Source organism: Achromobacter xylosoxidans A8 (assembly GCF_000165835.1).
Lineage (GTDB): Bacteria > Pseudomonadota > Gammaproteobacteria > Burkholderiales > Burkholderiaceae_B > Achromobacter > Achromobacter xylosoxidans_B.
In genome coordinates, this window is sequence record NC_014640.1 from 1,726,853 (window position 1) to 1,743,427 (window position 16,575).

A 16,575-nucleotide genomic window follows, 5' to 3' on the forward strand; every position below is an offset into this window, starting at 1 on the left:
TCTCTGTCATGAAATCCCTGCCGCGCCGCCAGTTTGATGTGGTGGTCGTTGGCGCCGGCGGAGCCGGCATGCGTTGTTCGCTGCAATTGGCCCAGGCGGGCCTGTCCGTTGCAGTGCTGTCCAAGGTGTTCCCCACGCGTTCGCACACCGTTGCCGCGCAAGGCGGCGTGAGCGCTTCGCTGGGCAACATGAGCGAAGACAACTGGTACTGGCACATGTACGACACCGTCAAGGGTTCGGACTGGCTGGGCGACCAGGACGCCATCGAATTCATGTGCCGCGAAGCGCCGAACGCCGTGTACGAGCTCGAACACTTCGGCATGCCGTTCGACCGCAACCCCGACGGCACCATCTACCAGCGTCCGTTCGGCGGCCACACCGCCAACTTCGGTGAAAAGCCGGTCCAGCGCGCCTGTGCCGCTGCCGACCGCACCGGCCACGCGCTGCTGCACACCCTATACCAGCGCAACGTCGCCGCGCGCACCCAGTTCTTCGTCGAATGGATGGCGCTGGACCTGCTGCGCAACGAAGCGGGCGACGTCGTGGGCGTGACCGCCCTCGAAATGGAAACGGGCGAAATCTACATCCTGGAAGCCAAGACCACGGTGCTGGCCACCGGCGGCGCCGGCCGCATCTGGGCCGCTTCCACCAACGCCTTCATCAACACCGGTGACGGCCTGGGCATGGCCGCCCGCGCGGGCATCCCGCTGCAGGACATGGAATTCTGGCAATTCCACCCGACCGGCGTGGCCGGCGCCGGCGTGCTGATCACGGAAGGCGTGCGCGGCGAAGGCGGCATCCTGCTGAACAAGGATGGCGAACGCTTCATGGAGCGCTATGCGCCCACGCTGAAGGACCTGGCTCCGCGTGACTTCGTGTCGCGCTCGATGGACCAGGAAATCAAGGAAGGTCGCGGCTGCGGTCCGGACGGCAGCTACGTGGTCCTCAAGCTGGATCACCTGGGCGCCGACGTCATCAACAAGCGCCTGCCCTCGATCCGCGAAATCGCCATCAAGTTCGGCAACGTGGACCCGATCAAGGAACCGATCCCCGTCGTTCCTACCATCCACTACCAGATGGGCGGCATTCCGGCCAACTACCACGGCCAGGTGTTGTCGCGCGAAAATGGCGAAAACAAGGTCGTCAACGGCCTGTACGCCATCGGCGAATGCGCCGCGGTGTCGGTGCACGGCGCCAACCGCCTGGGCACCAACTCGCTGCTGGACCTGATCGTGTTCGGCCGCGCCACCGGCAACCACATCGTCAATTCGCATCCGGAACGCCAGCACGCGCACCAGCCCGTGCCGCAGCAAGCCGTCGAATTCTCGCTGGACCGCGTCAACAAGCTGGAATCGCGCACCTCGGGCGAAAAGACCCAGGACATCGGCAATGCCATCCGCTTCTCGATGCAGCGCCACTGCGGCGTGTTCCGCACGCTGGAACTGCTGAACGAAGGCGTGACCCAGATCGAAGATCTGGCCAAGCAAGCCGACAATATCTACTTCAAGGACAAGTCCAAGGTGTTCAACACCGCGCGCGTCGAGGCGCTGGAAATGGCGAACATGACGGAAGTGGCCCGCGCCACCATCAAGTCGGCCGCCGCCCGCACCGAAAGCCGCGGCGCGCACGCGCTGGACGACCACCCGACGCGCGACGACGAAAACTGGCTGAAGCACACGCTGTGGTACTCCGAAGGCAGCCGCCTGGATTACAAGCCCGTGCAGATGAAGCCGCTGACGGTCGAGTCCTTCCCGCCCAAGGCGCGTACCTTCTAAGTCCGGATTGAGCCCACTATGAGCAACAAGAGAATCGTCAAGTTCGAAATCTACCGCTACGATCCGGACAAGGACGAGCGCCCGTACATGCAGAAGCTGGAAGTCGAACTCCAGCCGACCGACAAGATGCTGCTCGATGCGCTGGTGCGCATCAAGAACGACGTCGATGACAGCCTGGCCCTGCGCCGCTCGTGCCGTGAAGGCGTGTGCGGTTCGGACGCCATGAACATCAACGGCAAGAACGGTCTGGCGTGCACCACCAACCTGCGCGAACTGAAGGAACCCATCGTTCTGCGTCCGCTGCCGGGCCTGCCCGTCATCCGCGACCTGATCGTGGACATGACGCACTTCTTCAACCAGTACCACTCGATCCGCCCGTACCTCATCAACGACACGCCGCCGCCCGAAAAAGAGCGTCTGCAGTCGCCCGAGGCGCGCGAAGAGCTGGATGGCCTGTACGAGTGCATTCTGTGCGCGTGCTGTTCCACTTCCTGCCCGTCGTTCTGGTGGAACCCGGACAAGTTCGTCGGCCCGGCCGGCCTGCTGCAAGCCTACCGCTTCATCGCCGACAGCCGCGACGAAGCCACGGGCAGCCGTCTGGACAACCTGGAAGATCCGTACCGCCTGTTCCGTTGCCACACCATCATGAATTGCGTCGACGTCTGTCCCAAGGGACTGAACCCGACCAAGGCGATCGGCAAGATCAAGGAACTGATGGTTCGCCGCACGGTCTAGTTTTGAACAAGCGTATTTTTGCCTCCGGCGGCGTTATTGCCGCCGGGCTGTCCCAAGGCAAAAACGTCCCCTCGGGGACAGCAAACCCGCGTAGCGGGTGCGGCGCCGGGGCTTTTTTTAGGTGTATGGAAAGATGAGCAAGCTAACTGAATTGGAGCGGGCGCGTTTGCGTTGGCGGGCGCGCCGCGGTTTGCTCGAAAACGACTTGATCATCACCCGGTATCTGGATGCCCACGAGGCTGAGCTTACCGATGATGACGTGGCGGCATTGACGCAGCTTTTCGAGATGGGAGACAACGACCTTCTCGATCTGCTGCTGGCCCGCAAAGAGCTTGAGGGCGCGCTGGACACGCCCAGGCTTCGGAGCATCATTGGCCAGATGCGCGCGCTCTGATTAATTGAGAGGAATGAACATGAACCTGTCTGACAAAAAAGCCACTCTATCCTTCTCGGATGGCAGCGCCCCCATTGAGTTCCCTGTTTACAAGGGTACGGTTGGTCCGGATGTGATCGACATCCGCAAGCTGTACGGCCAGACGGGCATGTTCACGTTTGACCCCGGCTTCATGTCCACCGCCGCCTGCGAATCGGGCATCACGTACATCGACGGCGACAAGGGCGAACTGCTGTACCGCGGCTACCCCATCGAGCAATTGGCCGTCAATTGCGACTTCATGGACATCTGCTACCTGATCCTGAACGGCGAACTGCCCAACAAGGACCAGAAGGCCGACTTCGATTCGCAAGTGACCCATCACACGATGGTGAACGAGCAGCTGCACTTCTTCCTGCGCGGCTTCCGCCGCGACGCGCACCCGATGGCCGTCCTGACCGGCCTGGTCGGCGCGCTGTCCGCGTTCTACCACGACTCCACCGACATCACGAACCCGCAGCATCGCCACATCTCGGCCATCCGCCTGATCGCCAAGATGCCGACGCTGGTCGCGATGGCCTATAAGTACTCGCAAGGCCAGCCCTTCATCTACCCGCAGAACGACCTGTCCTACACGGGCAACTTCCTGCGCATGATGTTCGCCACGCCGTGCGAAGACTACAAGGTCAACGAAGTCGTCGAGCGCGCGCTGGACCGCATCTTCATCCTGCACGCCGACCACGAGCAGAACGCTTCGACCTCGACCGTGCGCCTGTGCGGCTCGTCGGGCACCAACCCGTTCGCCGCCATCTCGGCCGGCGTGGCTTGCCTGTGGGGCCCGGCTCACGGCGGCGCCAACGAAGCTTGCCTGCAGATGCTGGAAGAACTGCAAGCCAACGGCGGCATCGCCAAGGTCGGCGAGTTCATGGAGAAGGTCAAGGACAAGAACTCGGGCGTGCGCCTGATGGGCTTTGGCCACCGCGTCTACAAGAACTACGACCCGCGCGCCAAGCTGATGCAGGAAACCTGCAAGGAAGTGCTCTCGGCCTTGGGCCTGGAAAACGACCCGCTGTTCAAGCTGGCCATGGAACTGGAACGCATCGCCCTGTCGGATCCGTACTTCGTCCAGCGCAAGCTGTACCCGAACGTGGACTTCTACTCGGGTATCGTCCAGCGCGCCATCGGCATCCCGACCTCGCTGTTCACGGCCATCTTCGCGCTGGCCCGCACGGTGGGCTGGATCGCCCAGTGGAACGAAATGCTGTCGGATCCCGATTACAAGATCGGCCGTCCGCGCCAGCTGTTCACCGGTTCGGTCACGCGCGACGTGCCGCCGATGGACAAGCGTTGATACGCTGCTGCCTGGCTTGACCAAGAAACCGCCTTCGGGCGGTTTTTTGTTGCCGTTTGCCGTGCGAAGACGGGCGGGCGACCCGGTGTCTGAACTTGGCGTTTGGGTTTGGCGTTTATCATCCATGCCATGATTCCCATAGCATTGCCTTCCGCCGGCTTCTACATCTTCGTTTCCCTGGGTTTTCTTGCGGGCCTGCTGCTGCTCGGCTGGGCCGTGGTCTTGGCGGTGAGCGCGGGCGCGCGCCGCACCGTACGCAAGTACTGGAAGACTTCCGCTCTGGCGTCGATCGTGCTGGCTGTGCCGTTCGCTTTCTATGCCTGGGTCCAGACGGTGGTCTGGCAGATCGAGCGGGAGGGCGCCCGTGCGGAGGCCGCCCGCAATATCACGCTGCAGGAAACCACCACGGTCGGCGGCATTGCCATGCCAGCGGGAACGCGACTGAAGCTGCAGGACGAAGGGCAACTGGAAACCTATCTCGAAGCGGAGTTTCCACAGCCTGTGGCCATGTACGGGGTACTGGCGTCGAGCGCCCGGCGCTATCTCAACACCGATTACGACAACGAAACCTACGCCTTGCTGCGCCGCTACCCGCGCAATGTGATCCTGCGCGGCGCGGGTAGCCAGGCGGTGCAGGGTTGGCAGTGCGACGCCACACAGGACATTGAATTCGAGGTGGCGAGCGACGGCGCCATGAAGGCGTTCGACAAGTGCGTGCTGGGCCCGGGCAACCGGGTCGAGACCGTGGACCTTGCGCCGGGTTCCATCGTCTACGGCTCGAGTGGCACCGTCTACACCGATGGATCGCGCGATCCGGATCGCTGGCGCATCGAGGTCAAGAACCCGGTGGCGGTCAAGATATTCGGGCTGCCTTTGAGCGAGCCCCGGCTGTACCTCGACGAGGCGCGGCGCCTGTTGCGGGTCAGCGACGCGGAACTGGCCTGCCCGACGCGGTTCGGCGGCGTGAGCTATGCCGCAGGCACCCAGGTCAAGTCGGCGCGGCGCGGCCGCGGCGATGCGCGCGAGCCGTATCCGGGCGTGTTGGTGCTGAGTCCCTGGGACGGCGAAGTTGCCCGGCGTGACGGTCAGGCCGACGTGCCCGAGGGCATGTCGGTCATGCAGACGCTGGCCGGCGAGGTCGTGGACGTGCTCAAGAACGACGAGGCGGGCGTGTTCCACTTCGCCACCATCATCGTGGGCGACGAGGAGCCGCAGCCCAGCCGCGCGGCCTGCCCCTGAACCACGCAGCAGGCCGGGGAGCCTGCCTTATGCGCCGATGCCGCGCGCCATCAGCACGGCGAACAGTGGCAGGAAGATGAACAGGTGCGATTCGATCATGACCCAGCGGCGAGCGCGCTTGATGTCGGCCGCGGCGGGCAAGAAGCCCGGCTGCTGGCGGGATTGCTTGGCCCAGCGCAGGAATGTCATCGTAGGCGCGATCGAACAGAGGCCGATGATGACGAAGAGCGTGATCTTGGCGTGGAACCAGGGATTGCTCATGTAGAACGCGGCGCCCTTGATGCCCAGCGTCAGGCGCAGCACGCCGGTGACAAGCACGACCACGGCGCTCAGCGCATAGAGGCGGTCATAAATGACCAGGCGCTTGAGGCCGCTGGCGCTGAGATCGGGCCGCAGCAGCACGGCTTCGGCCGTCAGGACCACCACGAGCAGGAAAATGGCCAGGTAGTGAAACCAGGCATACAAAGCGTCGGCCAGCATGTTGACTCCAGAAGACAAGGTCGAACTTGGTTTTTACCATCAGCGCGGGTAGGGCAGCTATCTTGGTGGCGGCCCCTCCGGAATGAAAAAGAGCGCCCCGAGGGGCGCTCATTGCCTTAGCGGCGGTCGCTTATCAACGACGTTTCTTGGCGGCCTCGGCGGCTTCCTGCTGCGCGTCCACCACGGCCAGTGCCGTCATGTTGACGATGCGGCGCACGGTGGCGCTGGTGGTCAGGATGTGCACGGGGCGAGCCGCGCCCAGCAGGATCGGACCCATCGCGACGCCATTGCTGCCGGTCATCTTCAGCATGTTGTACGTGATGTTGCCGGTGTCCAGCGTGGGCATGACGAGCAAGTTGGCGCGGCCCTTGAGCGTGCTGTCCGGGTAGGCCAGGACGCGGATCTTTTCCGACAGGGCGGCGTCGGCGTGCATTTCGCCGTCGACTTCCAGGTCGGGAGCGCGGTCCTGCACCATCTGGCGCGCGGCGGCCATCTTGCGCGAGGATTCTGTCACGCGGCTGCCGAAGTTGGAGTGCGACAGCAGGGCGATCTTCGGCACCACGCCAAAGCGCAGCATTTCGTCCGCGGCCTGGATGGTGATGCTGGCGACTTCCTCGGCCGTGGGGTTCTCGTTGACGTGGGTGTCGGTGACGAACAGCGTCTGGTCGGGCAGCATCAGCACGTTCAGGGCGGCGTAGGTCTGGCCTTCCTTCTTGCCGATGATTTCATCGATGTACTTGAGCTGGTTGTCGTACTTGCTGGCCACGCCGCAAAGCAGCGCGTCGGCGTCGCCGCGGCGCAGCAGCATCGCGCCGATCAGCGTGTTGTGCTTGCGGATCATCGCCTTGGCGATGGCCGGCGTCACGCCTTCGCGGCCCTTCAGCTGGTAGTACGCAGCCCAGGTCTCGTTGAAGCGGCTGTCGTCTTCCGGATCGACGATCTCGAAGTCCTGGCCGGCGACCAGGCGCAGACCGAACTTCTTGATGCGCATCTCGATGACGGCCGGGCGGCCGATCAGGATCGGGAACGCCAGCTTCTCATCGGCCACGGTCTGCACCGCGCGCAGCACGCGTTCGTCTTCGCCGTCAGCGTAGATGACGCGCTTGGGCGCCTTCTTGGCCTGGGCGAACAGCGGACGCATCAGCTGGCCCGAGTGGTACACGAAGCCCATCAGTTTCTGGCGGTAGGCTTCGATGTCCTCGATGGGACGGGCGGCCACGCCGGAGTCGGCGGCGGCTTGCGCCACGGCCGGCGCGATTTGGACGATCAGGCGCGGGTCGAAGGGCTTGGGAATGATGTAGTCCGGGCCGAACGACAGTTCCTGGCCGGCGTAGGCGCGGGCCACTTCGTCGTTCTGTTCGGCTTGCGCCAGTTCGGCGATGGCCTTGACGCAAGCCAGCTTCATTTCTTCCGTGATGCGCGAGGCGCCGGCATCCATGGCGCCGCGGAAGATGAAGGGGAAGCACAGTACGTTGTTGACCTGGTTCGGGTAGTCCGAACGGCCGGTGGCGATGATGCAGTCCGGACGGGCGGCCTTGGCCACTTCGGGACGGATTTCCGGTTCCGGATTGGCCAGCGCCAGGATCAGCGGGCTGGCGGCCATGGTCTTGACCATGTCGGCGGTCAGCACGCCGGCGGTCGAGCAGCCCAGGAACACGTCGGCGCCGTTGACCACGTCGGCCAGCGTGCGCGCGTCGGTCTTCTGCGCGTAGCGCTTCTTGTTGGCCTCCATGTTTTCGTCGCGGCCGTCCCAGATCACGCCGCGCGAGTCCACCACGTAGATGTTCTCGCGCTTGACGCCCAGGTGGACCAGCAGGTCCAGGCAGGCGATGGCGGCGGCGCCGGCGCCCGAGCAGGCCAGCTTGACCTTGCCGATGTCCTTGCCCACGACCTTCAGGCCGTTCAGGATGGCGGCCGACGAAATGATGGCGGTGCCGTGCTGGTCGTCATGGAAGACGGGGATCTTCATGCGCTCGCGCAGCTTCTTCTCGATATAGAAGCACTCGGGCGCCTTGATGTCCTCGAGGTTGACGCCGCCCAGGGTGGGCTCCAGCGCCGCGATGATGTCGACCAGCTTGTCGGGATCGTTCTCGGCCAGTTCGATGTCGAAGACGTCGATGCCGGCGAACTTCTTGAACAGGCAACCCTTGCCTTCCATCACGGGCTTGGCGGCCAGCGGGCCGATGTTGCCCAGGCCCAGCACGGCGGTGCCGTTGGTGATCACGCCCACCAGGTTGCCGCGCGAGGTGTACTTCGAGGCGGCGTCATCGCCTTGGTCGAAGATGGCCATGCAGGCGGCCGCCACGCCGGGGGAGTAGGCCAGGGACAGGTCGTCCTGGTTGGCCAGGGTCTTGGTCGGGGTGACCGAGATTTTGCCGGGGGTGGGGTAGGCGTGGTAGTCCAACGCCATTTTGGTGAGAGTTTCGTCCATGGGATACAGGCCTTGAGGGCGCTAAATGGAAAGGAAATCGGATTGCAAAAGGCGGGCTCGCGGCCCGCCGTATTTTTTTGGAAATGCTTGGGAACACCCGTATTTCAACAGAAAGCGCGGGTGCTTGGTTGTTGCGGTGCAGCGAATGGACGATTTTGCGCAAAACCTCGCTGCATCGCGGATGGCAATCCTACAGTTCCCAAGGCGGCGTCTGGCGCGCGCCGGCATTCAAGCGCGCGCGCAGCGCCTGGGCATCTTGCTGGCGGTCCAGGCTGTCCAGGGCGTGCAGCACGATCCAGTCCGCGCTGACCTCGAAGAAGTCGCGCAGTTGGGCTCGGGTGTCGCTGCGGCCGAAGCCGTCGGTGCCCAGCGTGCGGTAGGGCGCGGGTGCCCAGGCGCGGATTTGCTCGGGCACGGCGCGCACGTAGTCGCTGGCTGCGACGACCGGGGCGTTGCTTGCGCCCAGGCAGGTCCGGACCCAGTCGACGCTGGCCGGCAGGCCCAGCGCGCGGGCGCGTTCGGCTTCGCGGCCGGCGCGCGCCAGCTCGGAGTAGCTGGTGACGCTCCAGACCTCCGCGTCCACGCCGTAATCGGCCTGCAGGCGTTCTGCCGCGAGTTCCGCCTCGCGCAGCATCGGGCCCGCGCCCAGCAGGCGCACCTGGGCCTGCGCGCGCGCGGGCCGCAGGCGGTACATGCCGCGCAGGATGCCCTCGCGCACGTCCTCGCCCGCCGGCATGTCGGGCTGCGCCAGGTTTTCGTTGGTGACGGTCAGGTAGTAGAACTCGTCGCGCTGTTCGTCGAGCATGCGGCGCATGCCGTGTTCGACGATGACGGCGACCTCGAAGGCGTAGGCCGGGTCATAGGCGCGGCAGTTGGGCACGGTGGCTGCAATGATGTGGCTGGAGCCGTCCTGGTGCTGCAGGCCTTCGCCGCCCAGGGTGGTGCGGCCGGAGGTGGCGCCGATGAGGAAGCCGCGCGTGCGCTGGTCGGCCGCGGCCCAGATCAGGTCGCCAATGCGCTGGAAGCCGAACATCGAGTAATAGATATAGAAGGGCAGCATCGGCAGGCCGTTGACCGAGTAGCTGGTGCCGGCGGCCGTCCACGAGGAAATCGCGCCGGCCTCGGTAATGCCTTCTTCCAGGATCTGGCCGTCGCGCGCCTCGCGGTAGTACAGCACCGAGCCTATGTCCTCGGGTTCGTAGAGCTGGCCTTGCGCCGAATAGATGCCGATCTGGCGGAACAGGTTGGCCATGCCGAAGGTGCGCGCCTCGTCGGCCACGATAGGCACGATGCGCGGCCCCACGGCGGCGTCCTTGAGCAGCGCGGTCAGCATGCGCACGATGGCCATGGTGGACGACATTTCCTTGCCGTCCGCGGCCAGCGCGAAGCGCGCCCAGTGTTCCGCGTCCGGCGGCGCCAGCCGGGGAGCCTCGGTGTTGCGGCGGGGAATGTGGCCGCCCAGCGCGGCGCGGCGCGCTTGCAGGTGGCGCAGTTCGGCGCTGTCTTCGGCCGGGCGGTAGAATTTCAGCGCCAGGCAGTCGGCGTCCGAGATCGGCAGCGCGAAGCGGTCGCGGAAGGCCAGCAACGCCTCGTCGTCCAGCTTCTTTTGCTGGTGCGTGGTCATCTTGCCCTGGCCGGCGGATCCCATGCCGAAGCCCTTCTTGGTCTGCGCCAGGATGACCGTGGGCTGGCCGCGATGGCTCGCGGCGCGGTGGTAGGCCGCATGGATCTTCACCATGTCATGGCCGCCGCGGTGCAGCCGGTCGATGGCCTCGTCGCTCCAGTCGGCCACCAGGGCGGCCAGTTCGGGATTCTGGTTGAAGAAGTGCGCGCGGTTGAAGGCGCCGTCGTTGGCCGCAAAGGTCTGGAATTGTCCGTCCACGGTATTGGCGAAAGCGCGCGCCAGGGCGCCATTGGTGTCGCGCCGCAGGAGGGCGTCCCAGTCGCTGCCCCAGACCAGCTTGATGACGTTCCAGCCGGCGCCGGCGTACAGCGTTTCCAGTTCGTCGATGATGCGGCCGTTGCCGCGCACCGGGCCGTCCAGGCGCTGCAGGTTGCAGTTGACGACGAACACCAGGTTGTCGAGTTTTTCGCGCGCGGCCAGGGTCAGCGCGGCGATGGATTCGGGTTCGTCCATTTCGCCGTCGCCGAAGATGCCCCAGACCTTGCGGTCGCCGCCTGGCACCAGCGAGCGGTGTTCGAGGTAGCGCATGAAGCGCGCCTGGTAGATGGCGTTGATGGGACCGATGCCCATCGAGCCCGTGGGGAACTGCCAGAAGTCCGGCATCAGCCACGGGTGCGGGTACGACGACAGTCCGCGCAGGCCGCGGGCCGACGCGGTGATCTCCTGGCGGAAATGCGCCAGGTCTTCTTCGCCGAGGAAGCCTTCCAGGTAGGCGCGGGCGTACACGCCGGGCGCCGAGTGCGGCTGCATGTAGACCAGGTCGCCCGGGCCGTCCTGGCTTTGCGCGCGGAAGAAGTGGTTGAAGCCCACCTCGAACAGGTCGGCGGCCGAGGCGTAGCTGGCGATGTGGCCGCCCAGCTCGCCGTGCGCCTGGTTGGCGCGCACCACCATGGCCAGCGCGTTCCAGCGGTTGATGCGGGCGATGCGCTCCTCCACGGCCAGGTTGCCGGGGAAGGGCGGTTCCTGGTCGGCGGGGATGGTGTTGAGGTAGGCGGTGCGGGTCTGGCTGTTGGCGCGCAGCCCCAGCGACGCTGCATGGCCCAGCAGGTTGTCCAGCACATAGCCTGCGCGCTCAGAACCTTCCGCCTGGACCAGCGCCTGCAGCGCGTCGCGCCATTCGGCGGTTTCGGCGGGGTCGGCGTCGTGCTGGATATCTTGCCCGGGGCGGGCGGAACTGGCGTCGCGCATGGTCTTGTCGTCTCCTGTTATGACGTCCATGCTAGACCCTAGCCCCTGGCATGGGTAATCAAAATTTTGGGGAAATTTCCGGAAATTCAGCATAATCTGTTGCAGGTTTTGCGGCTTGCGGCAGCTTCTGCCGAGGATGTGCCCGGCCGCCGCCCGGAGGGGGTGGCCGCAGGGTGGACGCGAAGGCGCTAGAATTCGCGGCTGGCATGATAGGAATTACTGCAATGACCCAACCCATCAGCGTCCCGGCAGAGGTCACGTTGCCCGAACTTACGTTCCGCGGCATCCTCCTGGGCGCAATCATCACCGTCATCTTCACGGCCTCCAACGTCTTCCTCGGACTGAAGGTGGGCCTGACGTTCTCATCCGCCATTCCGGCCGCCGTGATCTCGATGTCCGTCCTGCGGCTGTTCAAGGACGCGAACATCCTTGAAAACAATATGGTGCAGACCCAGGCCTCGGCGGCCGGCACGCTGTCGTCCATCATCTTCATCCTGCCGGCCCTGGTCATGATGGGGCACTGGCAGGGCTTCCCGTTCTGGCAGACGCTGGGCATCTGCGCGGCGGGCGGCATGCTCGGCGTGATGTTCACCATTCCGCTGCGCCACGTGATGGTGGTGCAGAGCGACCTGCCGTATCCGGAAGGCGTGGCGGCCGCTGAAATCCTGCGGGTGGGCAGCGCCGAACGCGCCCAGGACGAGGCCGAGGAAAACGGACGGGCGCCGGCCAAGACGGCCACTGGCATGGGCGACATCGTCGCCGGCGGCGTGGTCGCTGCCGCGGTCAGCTTCGCCGCCAGCGGCTTGCGGGTCTTGGGCGACAGCGTCAGCGGCTGGTTCGCGCTGGGCGGCGCGGTGTTCCGGCTGCCCATGGGCTTCTCGTTGGCGCTGCTGGGCGCCGGCTACCTGATCGGCATTGTTGCGGGTCTGGCCATGCTGACCGGGCTGGTCATTTCCTGGGGCATCGCCGTACCCATCCTGACCGCCATGGGCGACATGCCCGCGGACGTGTCGCTGGCCAAGTACGCCACGGGCCTGTGGGCTTCGCAGGTGCGCTTCATCGGCGCCGGCGTGATCGGCGTGGGCGCCATCTGGACGCTGGCCACGCTGTTCATGCCGATGGCGCGCGGCGTCAAGGCCTCGTTCGCGGCCCTGACCAAGGCGGGCGCGGCCCGCGCCGGACAAGCGCCGCGCACCGAGCGCGACCTGTCGGCCGGCTGGATCTCGGCGGTGACGCTGGTGCTGGTGGCGGTCCTGGTGGTGACCTTCCAGGTGTTCCTGTCGGGTGCGCCGCTGTCGCCCGCGGCGATATGGAAGCTGGTGGCCTACGCCGTGCTGTTCGCTTTCGTGTTTGGCTTCCTGGTGGCCGCGGCCTGCGGCTACATGGCCGGCCTGGTGGGTTCCTCGACCAGCCCGATCTCGGGCGTGGGCATCGTCGCCATCGTGCTGGTGTCGCTCCTGATGCTGGCGCTGGGCGGCGAGCTGCTGGGCGCGGAGAACGGCGTGCAGATGGCGATCGCCCTGGCTATCTTCAGCACCTCGGCAGTGGTGGCGGTGGCCTCCATTTCCAACGACAACCTGCAGGACCTGAAGACCGGCTGGCTGGTGGGCGCGACGCCCTGGCGCCAGCAGGTGGCCCTGCTGATCGGCTGCGTGGCCGGCGCGGCGGTGATTTCGCCGGTGCTGGAGCTGCTCTATAACGCCTACGGCTTTGCCGACGCCATGCCGCGCGAGGGCATGGACCCGGCGCAGGCCCTGTCGGCGCCGCAGGCGACCTTGATGCTGGCGATTGCGCGCGGCATCTTCACGCACCAGCTCAACTGGACCATGATCCTGATCGGCATGGCGGTCGGCGTGGGCCTGATCGTGGTCGACGAGATCATGAAGCGCACCTGCCGCGTGGCCCGGATCCCGGTGCTGGCCGTGGGTATCGGCATCTATCTGCCGCCCACCGTCGCCGCGCCCATCGTGGTCGGCGCGGTCCTGGCCTGGCTTTTGGAACGCGCCCTGCGCCGCCGCGCGGCTGCGGCCGGCAAGCCCTACGAGCAGTTTGCGGATGCGGCCAACCGTCGCGGCGTGCTGATCGCCTCGGGCCTGATCGTGGGTGAAAGCCTGGTCGGCGTACTGATGGCCGGCATCATCGGCGCGGCCGGCACGGAAGCGCCGCTGGCGATCGCCGGCGCGGGCTTCGAGCACACGGCGTCGTTCCTGGGCCTGGCCGTCTTCGTGCTGGTGGCGATCCTGTTCTGGCGCCGGGTGATGAAGCTGGCGTGATACGCCCGGCCGGTCCTGCCGGGCGGGCGTATCAGGCGGCGTCCAGCAGGTCGGCCAGCGTGCGGGCGATGACCTTGGTGGCGCGCCGCAGATCTTCCAGCACCACGCGTTCATCGTTGCGCTTGGCGTGCGATTCCAGCACGGTGCGCGGTCCGGCGCCGTAGATCACCCCCGGGATGCCCGCTTCGGCGTACAGGCGCACGTCGGTATAGAGCGGTGTGCCCATGGCGGCGATGGGTTCGCCGAACAATTCCTCCCCGTGCTTCTGGATCGCCTGCACCAACGCCTGGTTGCCCGGCAGCGGACGCATGGCATTGGCCAGCAGCAGGCGCTTGATGTCCACGCTGATACCGGGCATGGAGGCGGCGGTTTCCTGGATGATGCGGCGGATGTCGGCTTCGACTTCGGCCGCATTCTCTTCGGGGATCATGCGGCGGTCCAGCTTGAATACGACTTTGCCAGGGACCACGTTGGTATTGGTGCCGCCTTCGATGCGGCCGACATTCAGATAGGGGTGGCTGATGCCAGGCACCTCCGACCTGATTTCGCGATACCGCGCGTTCTGCGCGTACAGCGCGTTCAGGATCGCGACCGCGCCTTGCAGCGCGTCCACGCCGCTGCTGGGAATGGCGGCATGCGCCATCTTGCCGTGCACCGTCACTTCCATTTGCAGGCAGCCGTTGTGCGCGGTGACGACTTCGTAGCTGAAGCCCGCGGCGATCAGCAGGTCGGGCTTGGTCAGCCCCTGCGACAACAGCCAGCCGGGGCCGAGCAGGCCGCCGAATTCCTCGTCGTAGGTGAAGTGCAGTTCGACCGCGCCGCGGCTGGGCCGGGCGACGGCTTCCAGCGCGCGCAGGGCGTAGGTGTAGCTGGCGAAGTCGCTCTTGCTGACGGCGGCGGCGCGGCCGTACAGGCTGCCGTTGTCGATGTCGCCACCGTAGGGATCGTGTTCCCAGCCTTCGCCTGGCGGCACCACGTCGCCGTGGGCGTTGAGCGCCACGCGCAGGCCGCCGGCGCCATACTCGCGGCGCACGATGAGGTTGGTGATGGATTGCAGCCCGTAGTCCCGCACGGCCCCGGCGGGCACCGGGTGGGCCTCGGCCTCCAGGCCGAAGCCTTGCAGCAGTTCGGCCGTGCGTTCGGCGTGCGGGGCGTTATTGCCGGGGGGCGTGTCGGTCGGCACGCGCACCAGCTCCTGCAGGAAGCGGACTTCCTCGTCAAAGTGGGCGTCAATCCAGGCGTCGAGTCGGGCGTAGTCGGTCATGGTCGGCTATTGGGTGTCGTGGGCAAGGTCGTCGAGCAGGCGCAGGAACGCCAGCACGGCAAGCTGGATGTCGTCGCTGGAGGTGGACTCGCGCGGGTTGTGGCTGATGCCGGAATTCTGGCCGCGCACGAACAGCATGGCCTGGGGCATGACCTCGTGCAGCTTCATGGCGTCGTGGCCGGCGCCGCTGGGCATGCGGTGGACGGGCAGTCCCAGGGCGTCGACGGCGCGTTCCCAGCGCTGCTGCCAGGCGGGATCGCTGGGGGCGGCGGCGGCGCGCATGGTTTCTTCCAGCGCATAGCGCAGGCCGCGGCGCTGGCAAATCGCCTCGAGCTCGGCCAGCACGTCGTCCGCCAGCGCATCGCGCTGCTTGTCGCTGGGCGCGCGCAGGTCGAGGCTGAAGCGGCATTCGCCCGGCACCACGTTGATCGAGCCGCCAGGCACTTCCAGCATGCCTATGGTGCCCACCGAGTCGCCGTCGCGAGCGGCGCGCTGCTCCACGTACAAGGCCAGTTCGGCGGCGGCGGTGGCCGCGTCGCGGCGGCGGTTCATGGGGGTGGTGCCGGCATGGCAGGCCAGGCCGTTGATCCGGACCTGATAGCGCACGCAGCCGTTGATCGACGTGACCACGGCCAGCGGCAGTCCCATTTCGTAGAGCACCGGCCCTTGTTCGATATGGACCTCGACGAAACCCAAGTAGCGCGCGGGATCGCGCTTCAGCTTGGGGATGTCCTCGCTGCGCAGGCCGGCTTGCGCCATGGCGTCGCGCATGCTGATGCCGTCGGCGTCCTGCTGGTCCAGCCATTCGGGCTTGAAGTCGCCGATCAGCGCGCCGGAACCCAGGAAGGTGGCGCGGTAGCGCTGGCCTTCCTCTTCCGCGAAGCCTATGACTTCCAGGTGATAAGGCAGGCGTTTGCCCTGGCGGTGCAGTTCGCGCACGCAGGCCATCGGCACGAAGATGCCCAGCCGGCCGTCGTACTTGCCGGCGTTGCGCACGGTGTCGTAATGGCTGCCGGTCATGAGGGTGGGGGCGTCGGCGTTCTCGGCCAGATAGCGGCCGACCACGTTGCCCACGGCATCGACGCCGACCTCGTCGAAACCGCAATCCCGCATCCACTGCGACAGCAGAGCGGCGCAGGCGCGATGGGCTGCGGTCAGGTAGGTGACGGTGAGCTGGCCTTTTTCGGCGTAGCCCGGGTCGCTGTGGACAGCCAGTTGCTCGCCCCAGTCCCAGATGTCGTTGCCGATGGCAGGTTCGGCGTCGTAGCGCTCGCGCAGGCGGATTTCGGCGATGCGGTGCAGCTGCTGCTGAGCCTCTTCAAATTCGAGGTCCGGCGGGTTGTCGAGGCGGCGGGCGAATTCGTCGATCACCAACTGGCGCGTCAGGCCGGCGCCGCGCGGACCACGCACGGCCAGCACGAAGGGAAAGCCGAACCGGGTTTTGTAGGCGGCGTTCAACTCCTGCAGGCGCGCGAGTTCGGCGGGCGTGCAGCCGGCCAATCCAGCCAGTTCCTGCTCGCGTGCGGAATCCGCGCCCAGGGGCGCGCCTGGCGTGGCCGCCAGCTCGGGATGGGCGCGCAGCAGCGCTGTCCGGGTCTCGGCATCGCCTGCGCTCATGGCCTGGCGCAGGCGCTGACCCAGATCGGCCAGCGAGCGGAACGGCCGGTGGGCAAGTGCGCGCTCGGCAATCCAGGGCGCGTGCCCGTACAGGCCGTCGAGCATGGCGGCGGCGTCCGCGGGCGCCGCCGCATTGAGTTGGGCTAGGGTGTGGGCCATGGCCGT

General features: G+C 66.2%; 11 protein-coding genes. 6 read left to right on the forward strand and 5 right to left on the reverse strand.

Annotated elements, in window-relative coordinates; genetic code table 11:
• Nucleotides 1-8 precede the first annotated feature (8 nt).
• From sdhA to AXYL_RS08120, 5 genes are all read left to right on the forward strand, one after another.
• Nucleotides 9-1,775, forward strand: a complete 1,767-nt coding sequence (gene sdhA / locus AXYL_RS08100; RefSeq protein ID WP_242702634.1) for a succinate dehydrogenase flavoprotein subunit — start codon at nt 9-11, stop codon at nt 1,773-1,775.
• Nucleotides 1,776-1,793: 18 nt separating this feature from the next.
• On the forward strand, nt 1,794-2,510 hold the full coding sequence (locus AXYL_RS08105) for a succinate dehydrogenase iron-sulfur subunit (RefSeq protein ID WP_013392310.1): 717 nt from the start codon (nt 1,794-1,796) through the stop codon (nt 2,508-2,510).
• A 133-nt stretch (nt 2,511-2,643) separates the two neighbouring features.
• Nucleotides 2,644-2,904 carry a succinate dehydrogenase assembly factor 2 gene (locus tag AXYL_RS08110; protein ID WP_013392311.1) on the forward strand — a complete coding sequence of 87 codons (261 nt, stop codon included), beginning with the start codon at nt 2,644-2,646 and terminating at the stop codon, nt 2,902-2,904.
• A 19-nt stretch (nt 2,905-2,923) separates the two neighbouring features.
• The gene (locus AXYL_RS08115; RefSeq protein ID WP_013392312.1) at nt 2,924-4,234 is read left to right on the forward strand and encodes a citrate synthase; all 1,311 of its coding nucleotides are present in this window, start codon (nt 2,924-2,926) and stop codon (nt 4,232-4,234) included.
• 129 nt (nt 4,235-4,363) lie between these two features.
• On the forward strand, nt 4,364-5,473 hold the full coding sequence (locus AXYL_RS08120) for a hypothetical protein (protein WP_013392313.1): 1,110 nt from the start codon (nt 4,364-4,366) through the stop codon (nt 5,471-5,473).
• A gap of 27 nt (nt 5,474-5,500) precedes the next feature.
• On the opposite strand, the gene AXYL_RS08125 is transcribed toward AXYL_RS08120, so the two are convergent.
• The 3 genes from AXYL_RS08125 to mdeB all read right to left on the reverse strand — a co-directional run bounded on the left by AXYL_RS08125 (nt 5,501) and on the right by mdeB (nt 11,256).
• A complete protein-coding gene (locus tag AXYL_RS08125; protein WP_013392314.1) occupies nt 5,501-5,953 on the reverse strand; it encodes a DUF2214 family protein in 453 nt (150 codons plus the stop codon).
• Between the two features lie 133 nt (nt 5,954-6,086).
• Nucleotides 6,087-8,384 (reverse strand): NADP-dependent malic enzyme, encoded by a 2,298-nt coding sequence (locus AXYL_RS08130; RefSeq protein ID WP_013392315.1) that lies wholly within the window; start codon nt 8,382-8,384, stop codon nt 6,087-6,089.
• 190 nt (nt 8,385-8,574) lie between these two features.
• Nucleotides 8,575-11,256, reverse strand: a complete 2,682-nt coding sequence (gene mdeB, locus AXYL_RS08135; RefSeq protein ID WP_041652784.1) for an alpha-ketoglutarate dehydrogenase — start codon at nt 11,254-11,256, stop codon at nt 8,575-8,577.
• Between the two features lie 224 nt (nt 11,257-11,480).
• Here mdeB and AXYL_RS08140 point away from each other — a divergent pair, with 224 nt between their 5' ends.
• Entirely contained in the window at nt 11,481-13,529 is a 2,049-nt protein-coding gene (locus AXYL_RS08140) for an OPT family oligopeptide transporter (protein ID WP_013392317.1), read from the forward strand.
• A gap of 31 nt (nt 13,530-13,560) precedes the next feature.
• On the opposite strand, the gene AXYL_RS08145 is transcribed toward AXYL_RS08140, so the two are convergent.
• Nucleotides 13,561-14,793 (reverse strand): M20 family metallopeptidase, encoded by a 1,233-nt coding sequence (locus tag AXYL_RS08145; RefSeq protein ID WP_013392318.1) that lies wholly within the window; start codon nt 14,791-14,793, stop codon nt 13,561-13,563.
• 6 nt (nt 14,794-14,799) lie between these two features.
• Nucleotides 14,800-16,569 carry a 2-oxo-4-hydroxy-4-carboxy-5-ureidoimidazoline decarboxylase gene (gene uraD, locus AXYL_RS08150; protein WP_013392319.1) on the reverse strand — a complete coding sequence of 590 codons (1,770 nt, stop codon included), beginning with the start codon at nt 16,567-16,569 and terminating at the stop codon, nt 14,800-14,802.
• Nucleotides 16,570-16,575: the final 6 nt, after the last annotated feature.

Coding starts and splice junctions, on each gene's coding strand:
- AXYL_RS08130 (WP_013392315.1), bottom strand. CDS start 8,384: ATGGACGAAACTCTCACCAAAATGGCGTTGGACTACCACGCCTACCCC.
- AXYL_RS08145 (WP_013392318.1), bottom strand. CDS start 14,793: ATGACCGACTACGCCCGACTCGACGCCTGGATTGACGCCCACTTTGAC.
- sdhA (WP_242702634.1), top strand. CDS start 9: ATGAAATCCCTGCCGCGCCGCCAGTTTGATGTGGTGGTCGTTGGCGCC.
- AXYL_RS08110 (WP_013392311.1), top strand. CDS start 2,644: ATGAGCAAGCTAACTGAATTGGAGCGGGCGCGTTTGCGTTGGCGGGCG.
- AXYL_RS08120 (WP_013392313.1), top strand. CDS start 4,364: ATGATTCCCATAGCATTGCCTTCCGCCGGCTTCTACATCTTCGTTTCC.
- uraD (WP_013392319.1), bottom strand. CDS start 16,569: ATGGCCCACACCCTAGCCCAACTCAATGCGGCGGCGCCCGCGGACGCC.
- AXYL_RS08125 (WP_013392314.1), bottom strand. CDS start 5,953: ATGCTGGCCGACGCTTTGTATGCCTGGTTTCACTACCTGGCCATTTTC.
- AXYL_RS08105 (WP_013392310.1), top strand. CDS start 1,794: ATGAGCAACAAGAGAATCGTCAAGTTCGAAATCTACCGCTACGATCCG.
- AXYL_RS08140 (WP_013392317.1), top strand. CDS start 11,481: ATGACCCAACCCATCAGCGTCCCGGCAGAGGTCACGTTGCCCGAACTT.
- AXYL_RS08115 (WP_013392312.1), top strand. CDS start 2,924: ATGAACCTGTCTGACAAAAAAGCCACTCTATCCTTCTCGGATGGCAGC.
- mdeB (WP_041652784.1), bottom strand. CDS start 11,256: ATGCGCGACGCCAGTTCCGCCCGCCCCGGGCAAGATATCCAGCACGAC.